Consider the following 14800-nt stretch of genomic DNA (forward strand, 5'->3'; position numbering starts at 1 on the left):
AGCCAAGGAGGGTTGTTCATGCCTGAGAACTCGGCAGGGACGATGACGCCGAGGCGGCCCGCTGGCACCCTCTATCGCGGCCGTGAAGGCATGTGGTCCTGGGTGCTGCACCGCATCACCGGCGTCGCGATTTTCTTCTTCCTCCTCGTGCACGTGCTCGACACCGCGATGGTGCGAGTGGCGCCCGAGGCCTACAACGCGGTCATCTCGACCTACCAGAACCCGATCATGGGGCTCGGCGAGACGGCGCTGGTCGCCGCGATCGTGTTCCACGCCTTCAACGGCATCCGCATCATCCTCATCGACCTCTGGTCGAAGGGTGCGAAGTACCAGCGGGTGATGTTCTGGGTCGTCATCGGCGTCTGGGCGGTGACCATGCTCGGCTTCGCGCCGCGTCACCTCATCAACGTCTTCAGCCACATCCCGGGAGCTGGTCACTGATGGCGATCTCGATCGAATCCCCCCGCGCCCCGCACACCGTCCGCCGCCGCAGCGGCGTGAACTGGGAGAAGTGGGGCTGGATCTACATGCGCGCCTCGGGCGTCGTGCTCCTCATCCTCATCTTCGGCCACCTGTTCGTGAACCTCATGGTGGGCGACGGCATCAAGGCCATCGACTTCGCCTTCGTCGGCGGCAAGTGGAGCGACCCGTTCTGGCAGGTCTGGGACGTGCTGATGCTCTGGCTCGCCATGATCCACGGCGGCAACGGCATGCGCACCATCGTGAACGACTACGCGACCAAGGCGCTCACCCGCAAGATCCTGCTGGGCGGCATCCTCGTGGCCGTCGTGGCGATGATCGTGCTCGGCTCCCTGGTGGTCTTCACCTTCGACCCCTGCCCCGCGGGCTCGCCGGCCGATCTGCTGCCGTCGTTCTGCCCGGTCAACCAGTAGTCCCCCTAAGACGTGAGTGAATTCGTGAGCCAGTCCTTCCCGTTCGAAGACGGCGCCGTGATCGACGGCGTGCACTACCACCAGTTCGACATCGTCATCGTCGGCGCCGGCGGCGCCGGCATGCGCGCGGCCATCGAGGCCGGGCCGAAGGCGAAGACGGCTGTCATCTCCAAGCTCTACCCCACCCGCTCCCACACCGGTGCGGCCCAGGGCGGCATGGCGGCGGCGCTCGCCAACGTCGAGGAGGACAACTGGGAGTGGCACACCTTCGACACCGTCAAGGGCGGTGACTACCTGGTCGACCAGGATGCCGCCGAGATCCTCGCCAAAGAGGCGATCGACGCGGTCATCGACCTCGAGAACATGGGTCTGCCGTTCAACCGCACCCCCGAGGGCAAGATCGACCAGCGCCGCTTCGGCGGCCACACCCGCGACCACGGCAAGGCGCCCGTGCGCCGCGCCTGCTACGCGGCCGACCGCACGGGTCACATGATCCTGCAGACGCTGTTCCAGAACTGCGTGAAGCTCGGCATCAACTTCTTCAACGAGTTCTACGCGCTCGACCTCGTGATGACGTCGGTGGACGGTGTCGACAAGCCGAGCGGTGTCGTGGCCTACGAGCTGGCGACCGGCGAGATCCACGTCTTCCAGGCCAAGGCGATCATCTTCGCCACCGGCGGCTTCGGCAAGATCTACAAGACCACCTCGAACGCGCACACCCTCACCGGCGACGGCGTCGGCATCATCTGGCGCAAGGGCCTGCCGCTCGAGGACATGGAGTTCTTCCAGTTCCACCCCACCGGCCTCGCCGGCCTCGGCATCCTGCTCACCGAGGGAGCGCGAGGCGAGGGAGCGATCCTCCGCAACGCCTCCGGTGAGCGCTTCATGGAGCGCTACGCCCCCACCATCAAAGACCTCGCGCCGCGCGACATCGTCGCCCGCTGCATGGTGCAGGAGGTGGCGGAAGGCAGAGGTGCCGGGCCGCACAAAGACTACGTGCTCCTCGACTGCACCCACCTCGGCGCCGAGGTGCTCGAGACCAAGCTCCCCGACATCACCGAGTTCGCCCGCACCTACCTCGGCGTCGACCCCGTGGTCGAGCCGGTGCCCGTCATGCCGACGGCGCACTACGCGATGGGCGGCATCCCCACCAACATCAAGGCCGAGGTGCTCTCCGACAACGACACGGTCGTGCCGGGCCTCTACGCCGCGGGCGAGTGCGCCTGCGTATCGGTGCACGGCTCGAACCGCCTCGGCACCAACTCGCTGCTCGACATCAACGTCTTCGGCAAGCGCTCGGGCAACAACGCCGCCGAGTACGTGCAGACCGTCGACTTCACGCCGCTGCCCCCGAATCCGGCCGGCGCCATCGTCGACCTCGTGGCGTCGCTGCGTGCGGGAACGGGCACCGAGCGCATCGCCGCCATCCGTAAAGAACTGCAAGACGAGATGGACAAGAACGCGCAGGTGTTCCGCACCGACGAGTCGCTCGCCGCGGTGACCGAGACCATCCACGGCCTCCGCCAGCGCTATAAGAACATCCAGGTGCAGGACAAGGGCAAGCGGTTCAACACCGACCTGCTCGAGGCCATCGAGCTCGGCTTCCTGCTCGACCTCGCCGAGGTCGTCGTGTTCTCCGCCCGCAACCGCGAGGAGTCGCGCGGCGGCCACATGCGCGACGACTTCCCGAAGCGCGACGACGACAAGTTCATGAAGCACACCATGGCGTACCTGTCGGGAGACCCGCACTCCGCCGACGCCGCCGACCACATCCGGCTCGACTGGAAGCCCGTCGTCGTGACGCGCTACCAGCCGATGGAGAGGAAGTACTGATGTCCCTGGTTCTTGACGAGGCCCCCGCGGGCGGACCGGCACCCGAGGCCCCCATCCAGTCGTTCACCGTCACGCTCATCATCCGTCGCTTCGACCCCGACGTCGACGACGAGCCCAGGTGGCAAGACTTCGACGTGCAGCTCTACGCGACCGATCGCATCCTCGACGCGCTGCATAAGATCAAGTGGGAGCAAGACGGCTCGCTGACCTTCCGCCGCTCCTGCGCGCACGGCATCTGCGGGTCGGATGCGATGCGCATCAACGGCCGCAACCGCCTGGCTTGCAAGACGCTCATCAAAGACCTCGACATCACGAAGCCGATCTACGTGGAGGCCATCAAGGGCCTCCCGCTCGAGAAAGACCTCGTCGTCGACATGGAGCCGTTCTTCGCGTCGTTCCGTGAGGTGCAGCCGTTCCTGCAGTCGAACACCGCGCCGCCGAAAGACAAGGAGCGCGTGCAGTCGGTCGCCGACCGCGCCCGCTTCGACGACACCACGAAGTGCATTCTCTGCGCGGCATGCACCTCGTCGTGCCCCGTGTTCTGGACCGACGGGCAGTACTTCGGCCCCGCCGCCATCGTGAACGCCCACCGCTTCATCTTCGACTCGCGCGACGAGGCGGCGTCGACCCGCCTCGACATCCTCAACGACAAGGAGGGCGTGTGGCGGTGCCGCACGACCTTCAACTGCACTGACGCGTGCCCCCGCGGCATCCAGGTGACGCAGGCGATCGCCGAGGTGAAGCAGGCCATCATGCGCGGCAAGCCCTAGCCCGCCGCCGCTCTTCCTCTCGCGGCCGCTCGCGGCCCGAACTCGATGGAGCCTCCGCCCGTTTCGGGCGCGAGGCTCCATCCGTTTCCGGAGGCAGCTCGTTTCTCCATCCACTTCGGGGCGGGTCTCCGGCTGCAGACGCCGCTGTGGACAGACGGCGGTTCTCCACAGACATCGCCGAAGACTCGGATGCGCGCCCACATCGGCCGACAATTGTCGCGTGTCCTCTCTCATCCCCCTCCCCGAGGTCGCCCGAACCTCGACCCTGCTGACGCTCGGCGTCGACGACCAACAGCTCCGGCGGCTGCGACGCACCGGCGTGCTCGTTCGCATCCGGCACGGGTACTACGCACGAGCGGATGCGCGGCCCGACATCGTGCGGGCGGTGCGGTTGGGCGGTCGGCTGACCTCGTACTCGGCGCTCCGCGCGCTCGGTGTCTGGTGCCCTCCTGGCGACGAGCGGCTGCACGTCGCCGTGAACGCACACGCGCACGACCTGCGGGATCCCGACAGCGGGGGACCGCTGACCGCGCGTGACGACCTGGTGGTGCACTGGCGGGCCGCGCCGGCACCTCGCCGCGGTGCCGTCGCGGCAGTCGTCCCGGTCGCAGAGGCGATCGACCATCTCCCCCCTGCGCTCGACCCCGCCCATCTCGTCGCCGTGCTCGACGCGGCCGTGCGTGAGCACGTGCTCTCGCGAGCGCAACTCGCGGAGGCCTTCCCCATCAGGTCGAGGGTGGGGCGAGCGTCGGCGCGTGTCGACCCGGCGTCGGAATCGGGTGCGGAGTCGGTGGCGCGCATCCGTCTGGCGGATGCCGGCATCGAGACCCGATCCCAGGTGTGGTTCGGCTCGCATCGAGTCGACCTCCTCGTGCCCGACCGGGTCGTCGTGGAGGTCGACGGGCGCGAGTTCCACGACGACCGCGCCCGTTTCGAACGCGACCGGCGTCGGGCCGCCGAGCTGACCCGGCTCGGACTGCACGTGCTGCATTTCAGCTACAGACAAGTCATGTACGACTGGCCGCGCTGCCTCGCCGCCGTACGGGTCGCTGTCGCGGCGGCTGCCTGATGCACCCGCCTCCGTCTCGAGTCCCGCCCGCCTCCCGATCTCGATGGACTTCAGCGGCGGAATGCGGGTGTTTCTCCATCGGGATTCGTGTGGCGGCCGAAAGTCCACCGAGTTCTGGAAGGGGCGGGCGGCGGGCGGCCGGCGCCGACCCCGGGCGGGCGGCAGGCGCGGGATGCCGACCCCGGCGGGGCGGTGGCGGGAGGGCGGGAGAGTGGCAGGGTGGGAGGATGAGCGAGGCGAAGGGCCGCGGCGGGAACTCGGCGGTGAAAGACGACGAGGCGACGACCGAGATGTCGAGCACGGGGCGCCCGGCGATCGACGTCAACGAGAAGAACACGTCCGAGCCGCCGAAGACCGGTCTGCAGGCGCTCATCGCGAAGGTGATGGCGCTACGCCCGGTGCGGGTGTTCCTGCGGTTCGGTGCGAGCGGCGGCGAGATCATGGCCTCGGGCATGTCGTTCCAGGCGATCTTCGCGGTGTTCGCCGGCATCTGGGTCGGCTTCTCGATCTTCGGCATCGTGCTGGCATCCAACCCCGATCTGCTGGATGCGGTGGTCGCCCAGCTCTCGAACGCCATTCCCGGGCTGATCGGCGAGAACGGCGCCATCGACCCCCAGGCCCTCAGCGAAGCGCGCATCCTGGGCTGGACGGGCGCCATCGCCCTGATCGGTCTCGTCATGACCGCGATCGGCTGGCTGGCATCGACGCGCGACTCCATCCGCCGCCTCTTCCACCTCGACCCGCCCACGACGAACTTCGTGCTGCTGAAGCTCAAAGACTTCGGGCTCGCCCTCGGGTTCGGCATCGCCATCGTGCTCTCCTCGGTGGTCAGCCTCATCAGCAACCAGGGCCTGTCGTTCGCGTTCGACCTCGTCGGCGTCGACACCGAGTCGCCCTTCGCCCTCGTCGTGGCCTGGCTGGTCGGTGTGCTCATCGTCTTCGTGTTCGACAGCTTCGTGCTCGCCATCGCGTTCCGGGTGCTCTCGGGCGTGAAGATCCCGATGCGGCGCCTCCTCGCCGGCGCCGCGATCGGCGGCGCGGCGCTCGGCGTGCTGAAGATCCTCGGCACTCAGCTGCTCGGCGGCGCGACGAGCAACCCGCTGCTGGCCTCGTTCGCGGTGATCATCGGCATCATGATCTTCCTCAACCTGGTGTGCCGCGTCATCCTCATCTCGGCCACCTGGATCGCCGTCGGCATGGACGACGCCGGCCTCGACCCCCGCTCCCTCAGCCCCGAGCAGCTCGAGGCCGACCGCCGGCAGCGGGTGGCGGATGCGCGCGACACCATCGTGCAGGCCGAGCGCGAGCGGCTCCAGGAGCAGCTCGACGCCTCGCACGGGCTCGCCCGCCGACGCGTGCGCAAGAAGCTCGAGCGCCTCGACCGGCTCGACGCCGCCGAAGCCGTGCGCCTCAAGAAGCGCTGACGCCGCAGCCGCGGGGCTTGCGCCCTGCACAGAGAACGGATGCGCCCCCTCCCCCGCCCGCCAGTGTCGGAGGCCGCCGCTAGGCTTGCTCCATGCCTTCCAAGCCCCTCAGACTCGCCTCGGTGAACGTGAACGGCGTGCGCGCCTCCTTCCGCAACGGCATGGGCGCGTGGCTCGACGGGCGTGACGTCGACATCCTGGCCCTGCAAGAGGTGCGTGCCGCCACCGAAGACCTCGAGAAGCTGCTCGGGCCCGACTGGAACATCCTGCACGACCCCGCCACGGCGAAGGGTCGCGCGGGCGTGGCCATCGCGAGTCGCGACCGGGCGAACATCCACCGGGTGACCTTCGGCCCCGACGACTTCGACAGCGCGGGCCGCTGGCTCGAGGCCGACTTCGAGTGGGGCGACACGATCGTCACCGTCGTCTCGGCCTACGTGCACTCCGGCGAGGCCGACACCCCGAAGCAGGTGGAGAAGTACAAGTTCCTCGACGGCATGCTCGAACGCCTGCCGAAGCTGCACGAGCACAACCCGCTCGCCGTCGTGGTGGGCGACCTCAACGTCGGCCACCGCACGCTCGACATCCGCAACTGGAAGGGCAACGTCAAGCGCGCAGGCTTCCTGCCCGACGAGCGCGCCTACTTCGACCGCTTCGTCGGCGCCGAGGGCGAGGAGGGCTACAACGCCGGTGCCGGTCTCGGTTGGGTCGACCTCGGCCGCCGCTTCGCCGGTGAGGTCGACGGTCCCTACACCTGGTGGTCGCAGCGCGGGCGCGCCTTCGACAACGACACGGGTTGGCGCATCGACTACCAGCTCGCCACCTCCGAACTCGCTGCGACCGCCGTCAGCTACAGCGTCGACCGGGCGCCCACCCACGCCGAACGCTGGAGCGACCACGCCCCCGTCGTCGTCGACTACGCGCTCTAGGGCCGGGCACCGCGACATCGGCGCCGACCCGGCGAGTCGCACTCGGCCGATTGGGCCGATCCGCTCCCGGCCACCACGACCCCGGTCGTCCCGGCCACCCCGGCCCCGGCCGGCCCCTCAACTCCCCACTCCGCTCCACCTCACGAACCCAGGCAGACCATCATGACCTCCGCTCCCGCATCCAAGCCCCGCCTGCTCTCGGGCATGCAGCCCTCGGCCGACTCGCTGCACCTCGGCAACTACATCGGCGCGCTGATGAGCTGGAAAGAGCTGCAGCAGACCCACGACGCGTTCTTCTTCCTCGCCGACCTGCACGCCATCACCGTGCACCAGGAGCCCGAGGCGCTCCGCGCGAACTCGCGCCGCACCGCCGCGCAGTACATCGCTGCGGGCATCGACCCGTCGGCGTCGACGCTGTTCGTGCAGTCGCACGTGCCGGCGCACGCCGAGCTGGCCTGGGTGCTCAACACCCTCACCGGCTTCGGCGAGGCGTCACGGATGACCCAGTTCAAAGACAAGGCGGCCAAGCAGGGTCAGGAGGCTGCGTCGGTGGGGCTGTTCACCTATCCGATCCTGCAGGCTGGCGACATCCTGCTGTATCAGGCCGTCGACGTGCCCGTGGGTGAGGACCAGCGGCAGCACATCGAGCTCACCCGTGACCTCGCGACGCGCTTCAACTCGCGTTACGGCGACACGTTCACGGTGCCGAAGCCGTACATCCTGAAAGACACGGCGAAGATCTACGACCTGCAGAACCCGACGGCGAAGATGTCGAAGTCGTCGGAGTCACCCGCTGGGCTGATCTGGCTGCTCGACGAGCCGAAGGTCACCGAGAAGAAGATCATGCGCGCCGTCACCGACGCCGACGGCGAGGTGCGATTCGACCGGGAGGCGAAGCCGGGGCTCGCGAACCTGCTCACCGTGTTCGCCATCCTGAGTGGCCGCACCGTCGACTCGGTGGTGGAGGAGTTCGCGGGCGGCGGCTACGGCACTCTGAAGAAGGCGTTGGCGGCACTCGTGGTCGAGACCGTCGACCCCATCCGCACCCGCACCCTCGAGCTGCTCGATGACCCGGCCGAGCTCGACCGCATCCTCGCCGTGAACGCCGACCGCGCCGAGTCCGTCGCCCAGGCCACCCTCGACACCGTCTACGACCGCGTCGGCTTCCTCCCCCGCCGCCGCTGACCCGCCCGCGGGGCTGAGCCGCCGCGGCCGAGTGGCGACCGCACATACGTCGCCGCCCGCCGCGGCCGAGTGGCCACCCCCCAAACGTCGCCTGGCGCCGCGGCAGGATGGCCACCGCACGGCCCTTACCGCCTGCCGCGGCAGGATGGCCACCCCACGGCCCTCACCGCCCGCCACGGCAGGATGGCCACCGCAGAGGCAACCGCCCCCGCCGCAGGCTCGCGGCGGCGTTCGCCCACTGCGCCGGGCGGCCGCGGCTCCCCCGCCGCCGTCGACCCGCCCGCGGCGGGCGCGCCGCGCAGCGGGCGGCTCAGCGCACGTGGGGGTCGTCGATGGCGCCCACGATCTCCTCGCGCACGCGGCGGAGGTCTTCGAGGAGGGAGCCGATGAGGATCCAGTGGGCCGGGTCGGGCGTGAGAGCCGCGACGGGAGCGGTGAGCAGCGGCTCCTCGTGCCCGAGCACCTCGGCCTCGCCGGTCGGCAGGTCGGCGTGCACCATGACGAGCTTGAGGTCGTGGGCCGCCCGGCGCAGCTCCTCGGCGATGGCGCCCGTCATCGGTTCGCGGTGGAGCGACTCGTCGAAGTGGTCGTTGAGCGCCCGCGCCATGCCGAGCACCCGGGTGACGACCACCGCGAGCCTCTCCTGCAGCGCCCGGTCGCCGGCGATCTGCTCGCGTTGACCGTTGCGGCGCGGGTTGAAGCGCAGGCTCTCCTCCGCGGCGTCGATCGCCGTCTGCGACTTGTACTGCATGGGCCGCAGCAGCCGCGCCTCGACGAGCACCTGCGTGCGGAAGGCGACGTCGGTCGGCGAGCTCAGCACCACCGCGAGCCCCTCCATCGTCGCCGCCACCTCGCGCCCGAGCGCCGCCACCGCGTCATGCGCGGGTTGCAGCGCGACCGGCGGCACGATGAGCCAGTTGATGATGACGCCGATGACGCACCCGATGATCGTCTCTATGATGCGCGCCGTCGCATAACCCGGGGTGGCCGCGCCGATCGAGAGCACGAGCATCGCGCTGATGGGGATCTGCACGGTCGACGACGCCGGGAAGCGCAGCACCCACCCGAGCAGCAGCGACACCACGATCGCCACCAGGATGAGCCAGCTCGGCGCCCCGAAGACGAGCGCCGCCACGTAGGCGACGACGACTCCCACGATCACGCCGATCGACCGTTCGACGGCCCGGCTGAGCGACTGGTTGACGCTCGGCTGCACCACGAGGATCGCCGCGATCGGCCCGAAGATCGGCGCCTCCCCCGGCACCACGAGTGATCCCACCAGCCACGCGAGCACCGCGGCCACCGCCGACTTGAGCACCTGCAGCAGCGGGGTGCGGGTGGCCGTGCGGAACGACCGGGCCGGCCGCATCAGGGAGACGGCGATGCGCGCCCAGCGTGAGCGAGCATCCGGACGCACCACCGCATCCGCTCGCTCCCCGTCACCCGTTGTGCTCACGCCTCCAGGGTAGACCGGTGGCCCTCAGGGAACGCGCGGGCCAGGCAACCGACCGCGGCTCAGGGAACCGGCGTCGTCTTCTCCGCCGCCCCGACCCCCTGCGGCTCGGCCGGCACCCGCACCCGGTGCTCCCCGAACACCCACACCCGGTAGAGCACGAAGCGGAACGCCGCGCCGAGCGCCAGCCCGATCACGTTGCCCGAGATGTTGTCGGCGAGCACCGAGGTGAAGCCGAGCACGTAGTGCGAGAACCACAGGCAGGCCAGGCCGATGCCCATGCCCACGATGCTCACCGCGAAGAACTCGACGCTCTCGCGCAGCACGTCGGCGCGACGGCGGTCGCGGAAGGTCCAGAACCGGTTGCCGAGCCAGTTGACGAGAATGGCGAGCGTGGTCGAGATGAGCTTCGCGATCACGGGGCCGCCGTGCATGACCGACGGGTCCATGATGGTCAGCCGCAGCAGGTTGAACACCCCGAAATCGACCACGAACCCGAGTCCGCCCACCAGCCCGAATCGGATGAATTCGCTTGCTAGAATGCGGAGTCGCGTGCGCGCGGGGGAAGCTTTGCTCATGGATGGGCTGCCGTTTCTGACGGGCGGTGGAGAGTAGACCAGACTGAGTATTTCAGGCGAATGCTGAGCCTACGTGGTGAGAATGAACAGAAGGCGTCGATACGCTTTCGCTCGCGGAAGACCGCGACAGACGAGTGAACGAGGAAACAGTGGCAAAGACCGTCGTGGTGATCCCCACCTACAACGAGATCGGGTCGATCTCCGGGGTGACCGAGCGCATTCTGAAGACGGTGCCCGAGGCCAACGTCCTCGTCGTCGACGACAACTCCCCCGACGGCACCGGCCAGCTCGCCGACCGCATGTCTGCCGACGATCCCCGAATCCACGTGCTCCATCGTACGGAGAAGAACGGCCTCGGGGCCGCCTACGCCGCGGGCTTCGCCTGGGCGCTCGACCGCGACTACGACTACATCGTCGAGATGGACGCCGACGGCTCCCACCAGCCCGAGGAGCTTCCCCGCCTCATCGCCCTGCTCGAGGCGGGCTGCGACATGGGCATCGGCACCCGGTGGATTCCGGGCGGCGTCATCAAGAACTGGCCGGCCTACCGCAAGCTCATCTCGCGCGCGGGCACGGCCTACGCGCGCATCCTGTTGAACTCCAAGTTGCACGACCTGACCAGCGGGTATCGCGGCTTCCGCGCCGATTCACTCCGCACCATCGACTTCGGCACCGTGAACTCGCAGGGCTATTGCTTCCAGATCGAGCTCGCCTGGCTGTTCGAGCGCAGCCGCGGGCGCATCGGCGAGTTCCCCATCACGTTCGTCGAGCGCGAAGAGGGCGTCTCGAAGATGTCGACCGGCATCGTCGTCGAGGCGCTGGCCAAGGTCACCGGCTGGGGGCTGTCGAGCCTCATCGGGCGCGCGCCCGAGCGGCTGGCGCTGCCGGCCGCCGGCACCGCCCGCTAGCCGCCGCGCCCGGTAGCCCCGCTCCCGCGCCCGGCGCACCCCGGTGGCGGTTCAGAATCGCAAACGAGGCGCGATCCGAGCCGCATATCGGGGCGGTGGGCGCGACGTTTGCGATTCTGAACCGCCCCCTCGGGCAGCCCGCCCCATTTCGTCACACAATCCCCCGGGAATAGCCCCCGCGGGCCCGCGTTGAGGTATAACAGAAGAGAAGTAACGTGCTCCGGGGTCAGTGAGATTCTGAACCGGCGGTGACAGTCCGCGAGCCGAGAGCCGCTTTCGAGCGGGTCGAGGTTGATCTGGTGCAATTCCAGAACCGACGGTAATGGCGATGTCGAACGACATCTCCTCAGTCCGGATGGGAGGATGCACGGACGGTTTCCGCGTGGACGCGGAGCCGTCGGCGTTCGAGCGCACCCCGGAGTCGTCGAGAGACGAGGACCGGATGACCGCTGTGCAGACCGAGCGCGACGCGATGCACCGCGCCCTCGAGCTCGCACTGCTCGGCCCTCGCACGGGCGTGAACCCGCAGGTCGGGTGCGTGCTCCTCTCCCCCTCCGGCGAGCTGCTCGCCGAGGGCTGGCACCGTGGCGCCGGCACCCCGCACGCCGAGGTCGCGGCACTCTCCTCCCTCGCCGACCCCGCCGACGCGGTCGGCGCCACCGCCGTCGTCTCGCTCGAGCCGTGCAACCACCACGGCCGCACCGGCCCCTGCAGCGCGGCCCTCATCGAGGCCGGCGTGTCCCGGGTCGTCTACGCGGTCGACGACCCGGGCGCGGCGTCCAGCGGCGGAGCCGAGCGGATGCGCGCCGCCGGCCTCGAGGTCGAGAACGGCCTGGGTGCGGCCGAGGTGGAGCAGGCGATCCGCCCGTGGCTCACCGCGACCAGGCTCGGCAGGCCGTTCGTGACCGTGAAGTGGGCGTCGAGTCTCGACGGTCGTGCCGCTGCCGCCGACGGCAGCAGCCAGTGGATCACCGGCGCCGAGGCCCGGGCCGACGTGCACCGGCGCCGCGCCGAGCACGACGTCATCGTCGTCGGTACCGGAACCCTGCTCGCCGACGACCCCGCCCTCACCGCCCGCGGCGACGACGGGCTGCTCCCCCACCAGCCCGCGCCGGTGGTGCTGGGCACTCGGGAGGTGCCGGCCGAGGCGCGCGTGCGCGAGCATCCGCTGCCCTTCCGCCAGTTCGACGGCGGCGATCTCGAGCTCACGCTCGGCGCCCTGTACGCCGACGAGGTGCGCACCGTGTTCGTCGAGGGCGGCCCCACCCTCGCCAGCGCGTTCATCGCTGCGGGGCTCGCCGACGAGCTGCTCGTCTACCTCGCGCCCACCCTGCTCGGTGGTCCGCGCACGGCGCTCACCGAGCTCGGGGTGGCCGACATCGGCGCCCAGCGCCGTCTGACCCTCACCGCGGTGGAGCGACTCGGCGACGACCTGCTCGTGGTCGCCCGGCCGGCGGCGGCCGCGGCGGCGGCGGAGCATCCGGCCACGACCCCGCCGCCCGAACCCGACTCACCCTTCCCCCTCAGCACCAAGGAGTAGCACCATGTTCACCGGACTCATCGAGGAGCAGGGCGAGATACTCGCCCTCGACCGCACGCCCGACGCCGTCGTCATCACCGTGCGCGCGCCGCTGGCCGTGAGCGACGCGAAGCACGGCGACTCCATCTCCGTGTCGGGCGTGTGCCTCACCGTCGTCGACCAGACCGCCGACAGCTTCACCGCCGACGTCATGGCGCAGACCCTCGCCATGAGCACCATCGGCGGCCTCTCCGTCGGCGACCGCGTGAATCTCGAGCGCGCCGCCCGCGTCGGCGACCGGCTGGGCGGGCACATCGTGCAGGGCCACATCGACGGCACCGGCGCCGTGCTCGCCGTCACGCCGGGTGAGGCGTGGAGCGTGGTGCGCATCAGCCTCCCGCGCGATCTCGCACCGCTCGTCGTCGACAAGGGCTCGATCACGGTCGCCGGCGTCTCGCTCACCGTCTCGGCGATCGGCGTCGCGGGCGGCGAGGGCGGCACGGGCGGCGCGGGCGAGGGAACGGATGCGGAACACTGGTTCGAGGTCTCCCTCATTCCCGAGACCCTCACCGCCACCACCCTCGGAGCCCTCGCCGTGGGCGATCGCGTCAACCTCGAGACCGACGTGCTCGCGCGGCACGTCGAACGGCTGATCTCGTTCGCGGGAGGCGCGTCATGACCACCTTCTCCCCCATGTCGGAGGTGCTCGACGCCCTGCGCGCCGGGCGCCCGGTGATCGTCTCCGACGCGGCCGACCGCGAGAACGAGGGCGACGCGATCCTCTCGGCGGCCCTCGCGAGCACCGAATGGATCGCCTGGATGGTGCGCAACACCTCCGGCTACCTCTGCGCCCCGCTGCCCGGCGACCTCGCCGACCGGCTCGCGCTGCCGCCGATGGTTGTGAACAACGAAGACACCCGCCGCACGGCGTACACGATCACCGTCGACGCGTCGGCGGGCGTGACGACGGGCATCAGCGCGCACGACCGGGCGCTCACGCTCAACCGGCTCGCCGATGCCGAGGCGACGCCCGCGTCGTTCATCCGACCCGGTCATGTGCTGCCGGTGCGGGCGGTCGACGGCGGCGTGCGCGAGCGCGCCGGGCACACCGAGGCGGCAGTCGAGCTCATGCGCGCGGCGGGCCTGCCGCCCGTGGGCGTGATCGGCGAGATGATCGCCGACGACGGCTCGGCCATGCGCATGGACGAGCTCCAGCAGGTCTCCGCGCGGGAGAACCTGCCGATCACCACGATCGAGCTGCTCATCGAGTGGCTCAACGAGCGCGACGGGATCGCCGCGGGCGACGCCGAGCGGGCCGCCGACCCGACCGCAGCCGCCCCAGGCACTGCGGCCGCCGCTGGCACCGCGGCCGACGCGGCCGCACCCGGCACCGCGGCCGGCGCGGCTTCCGCTGACCTGGTCGCCGAGCCCGGCGCCGCGGCCGACGCAGCCGCCCTTGGCACCGCGGCCGGCGCGGCCGCAGCCGATCTCGTCGCCGAGCCGGGCACCTCCGCCGACGTGCACCGCGCATCCGAGCCCCGCGTGCAGTTCGAGGTCGAGACCACCGTGCCCACCACCCACGGACCGCTCCGGATGCGCGCCTACCGCGACCTCAAGACCGGCACCGACCACATCGCCATCATCGCCGACCCACCCGGCAGCGGCCTGCCCGCCGGCGGCGCGCCCGGCGGCGCCCCCACCGGCGGCGCGCCCGGCAGCGCCCCCGCCAGCGACGTGCCCACCGGCCGCACCTCCGAGCCCACGCCCCCACCGCTCGTGCGCGTGCACTCCGAGTGCCTCACGGGCGAGGCGTTCGGCTCGCTCAAGTGCGAGTGCGGCCCCCAGCTCGACACCTCGCTCGACCTGATCGCCGAGCACGGCGGAGTCGTCGTCTACCTGCGCGGGCACGAGGGCCGCGGCATCGGCCTGGTGAACAAGCTCCGCGCCTACTGCCTGCAGGAAGACGGGCTCGACACCTTCGACGCCAACGTCGCCCTCGGACTCCCGGCCGATGCGCGCGACTACGGCGCGGCCGTGGCGATGCTCGACGACCTGGGTGCGTCGAGCATCCGGCTGCTCACCAACAACCCCGAGAAGGTGCGGCAGCTCGAGGAGCAAGGCATCACCGTAACCGAGCGCGTGCCGCTCGTCGTGGGCGCGACCGCGCAGAACCAGCAGTACCTCGACACCAAGCGCGACCGCATGGGCCATCTGCTGCCCACCAGCGCCGTCTGACCGA

General features: G+C 70.3%; 14 protein-coding genes and 1 riboswitch. Of the genes, 12 read left to right on the top strand and 2 right to left on the bottom strand.

From position 1 onward, the window contains the following. Positions 1-18 precede the first annotated feature (18 nt). The 8 genes from sdhC to trpS all read left to right on the top strand — a co-directional run bounded on the left by sdhC (position 19) and on the right by trpS (position 8103). Positions 19-441 (top strand): succinate dehydrogenase, cytochrome b556 subunit, encoded by a 423-nt coding sequence (sdhC, locus tag HL652_RS13215; RefSeq protein ID WP_171705752.1) that lies wholly within the window; start codon positions 19-21, stop codon positions 439-441. After that, positions 441-893 carry a succinate dehydrogenase hydrophobic membrane anchor subunit gene (locus tag HL652_RS13220; RefSeq protein ID WP_171705753.1) on the top strand — a complete coding sequence of 151 codons (453 nt, stop codon included), beginning with the start codon at positions 441-443 and terminating at the stop codon, positions 891-893. Before sdhC ends, HL652_RS13220 begins: the two co-directional genes overlap by 1 nt. 12 nt (positions 894-905) lie before the next feature. Beyond that, positions 906-2726, top strand: coding sequence for a succinate dehydrogenase flavoprotein subunit (gene sdhA / locus HL652_RS13225; RefSeq protein ID WP_253743260.1), 1821 nt, complete (start codon positions 906-908; stop codon positions 2724-2726). After that, positions 2726-3496, top strand: a complete 771-nt coding sequence (locus tag HL652_RS13230) for a succinate dehydrogenase iron-sulfur subunit (protein WP_171705754.1) — start codon at positions 2726-2728, stop codon at positions 3494-3496. Before sdhA ends, HL652_RS13230 begins: the two co-directional genes overlap by 1 nt. Before the next feature lie 220 nt (positions 3497-3716). After that, positions 3717-4565 carry a type IV toxin-antitoxin system AbiEi family antitoxin domain-containing protein gene (locus HL652_RS13235; protein ID WP_171705755.1) on the top strand — a complete coding sequence of 283 codons (849 nt, stop codon included), beginning with the start codon at positions 3717-3719 and terminating at the stop codon, positions 4563-4565. Positions 4566-4792: 227 nt separating this feature from the next. Next, positions 4793-5989, top strand: coding sequence for a YhjD/YihY/BrkB family envelope integrity protein (locus HL652_RS13240; protein WP_253743263.1), 1197 nt, complete (start codon positions 4793-4795; stop codon positions 5987-5989). A 92-nt stretch (positions 5990-6081) separates the two neighbouring features. Continuing rightward, positions 6082-6918, top strand: coding sequence for an exodeoxyribonuclease III (locus HL652_RS13245; protein WP_171705756.1), 837 nt, complete (start codon positions 6082-6084; stop codon positions 6916-6918). Positions 6919-7080: 162 nt separating this feature from the next. Further along, complete coding sequence (gene trpS / locus HL652_RS13250) at positions 7081-8103, top strand: tryptophan--tRNA ligase (RefSeq protein WP_171705757.1); 1023 nt, start codon at positions 7081-7083, stop codon at positions 8101-8103. A 310-nt stretch (positions 8104-8413) separates the two neighbouring features. Here the strand turns inward: trpS and HL652_RS13255 are convergent, their stop codons facing one another. Both HL652_RS13255 and HL652_RS13260 read right to left on the bottom strand, forming a co-directional pair. Continuing rightward, positions 8414-9559 carry an FUSC family protein gene (locus HL652_RS13255; RefSeq protein ID WP_253743265.1) on the bottom strand — a complete coding sequence of 382 codons (1146 nt, stop codon included), beginning with the start codon at positions 9557-9559 and terminating at the stop codon, positions 8414-8416. Between the two features lie 59 nt (positions 9560-9618). After that, entirely contained in the window at positions 9619-10065 is a 447-nt protein-coding gene (locus HL652_RS13260) for a GtrA family protein (protein WP_253743267.1), read from the bottom strand. A gap of 218 nt (positions 10066-10283) precedes the next feature. On the opposite strand from HL652_RS13260, the gene HL652_RS13265 reads away from it, so the two are divergent. The 4 genes from HL652_RS13265 (at position 10284) to ribA (ending at position 14796) form a co-directional block, all read left to right on the top strand. Continuing rightward, on the top strand, positions 10284-11042 hold the full coding sequence (locus HL652_RS13265; RefSeq protein WP_171705759.1) for a polyprenol monophosphomannose synthase: 759 nt from the start codon (positions 10284-10286) through the stop codon (positions 11040-11042). A gap of 212 nt (positions 11043-11254) precedes the next feature. Next, positions 11255-11414: riboswitch (FMN riboswitch) on the top strand. A gap of 70 nt (positions 11415-11484) precedes the next feature. Then, positions 11485-12582 (top strand): bifunctional diaminohydroxyphosphoribosylaminopyrimidine deaminase/5-amino-6-(5-phosphoribosylamino)uracil reductase RibD, encoded by a 1098-nt coding sequence (gene ribD / locus HL652_RS13270; RefSeq protein ID WP_171705760.1) that lies wholly within the window; start codon positions 11485-11487, stop codon positions 12580-12582. A gap of 4 nt (positions 12583-12586) precedes the next feature. Then, positions 12587-13240: a riboflavin synthase gene (locus HL652_RS13275; RefSeq protein WP_171705761.1), complete on the top strand. Its 654-nt coding sequence runs from the start codon at positions 12587-12589 to the stop codon at positions 13238-13240. Next, on the top strand, positions 13237-14796 hold the full coding sequence (gene ribA / locus HL652_RS13280) for a GTP cyclohydrolase II (RefSeq protein ID WP_253743269.1): 1560 nt from the start codon (positions 13237-13239) through the stop codon (positions 14794-14796). The genes HL652_RS13275 and ribA overlap by 4 nt, the downstream gene beginning before the upstream one ends. The last annotated feature ends 4 nt before the right edge of the window (positions 14797-14800 follow it).

The organism is Herbiconiux sp. SALV-R1 (genome assembly GCF_013113715.1).
In the GTDB taxonomy this organism is placed as follows: Bacteria; Actinomycetota; Actinomycetes; order Actinomycetales; family Microbacteriaceae; genus Herbiconiux.

Coding starts and splice junctions, on each gene's coding strand:
- sdhC (WP_171705752.1), top strand. CDS start 19: ATGCCTGAGAACTCGGCAGGGACGATGACGCCGAGGCGGCCCGCTGGC.
- HL652_RS13220 (WP_171705753.1), top strand. CDS start 441: ATGGCGATCTCGATCGAATCCCCCCGCGCCCCGCACACCGTCCGCCGC.
- HL652_RS13230 (WP_171705754.1), top strand. CDS start 2,726: ATGTCCCTGGTTCTTGACGAGGCCCCCGCGGGCGGACCGGCACCCGAG.
- HL652_RS13240 (WP_253743263.1), top strand. CDS start 4,793: ATGAGCGAGGCGAAGGGCCGCGGCGGGAACTCGGCGGTGAAAGACGAC.
- HL652_RS13245 (WP_171705756.1), top strand. CDS start 6,082: ATGCCTTCCAAGCCCCTCAGACTCGCCTCGGTGAACGTGAACGGCGTG.
- trpS (WP_171705757.1), top strand. CDS start 7,081: ATGACCTCCGCTCCCGCATCCAAGCCCCGCCTGCTCTCGGGCATGCAG.
- ribD (WP_171705760.1), top strand. CDS start 11,485: ATGACCGCTGTGCAGACCGAGCGCGACGCGATGCACCGCGCCCTCGAG.
- HL652_RS13275 (WP_171705761.1), top strand. CDS start 12,587: ATGTTCACCGGACTCATCGAGGAGCAGGGCGAGATACTCGCCCTCGAC.
- ribA (WP_253743269.1), top strand. CDS start 13,237: ATGACCACCTTCTCCCCCATGTCGGAGGTGCTCGACGCCCTGCGCGCC.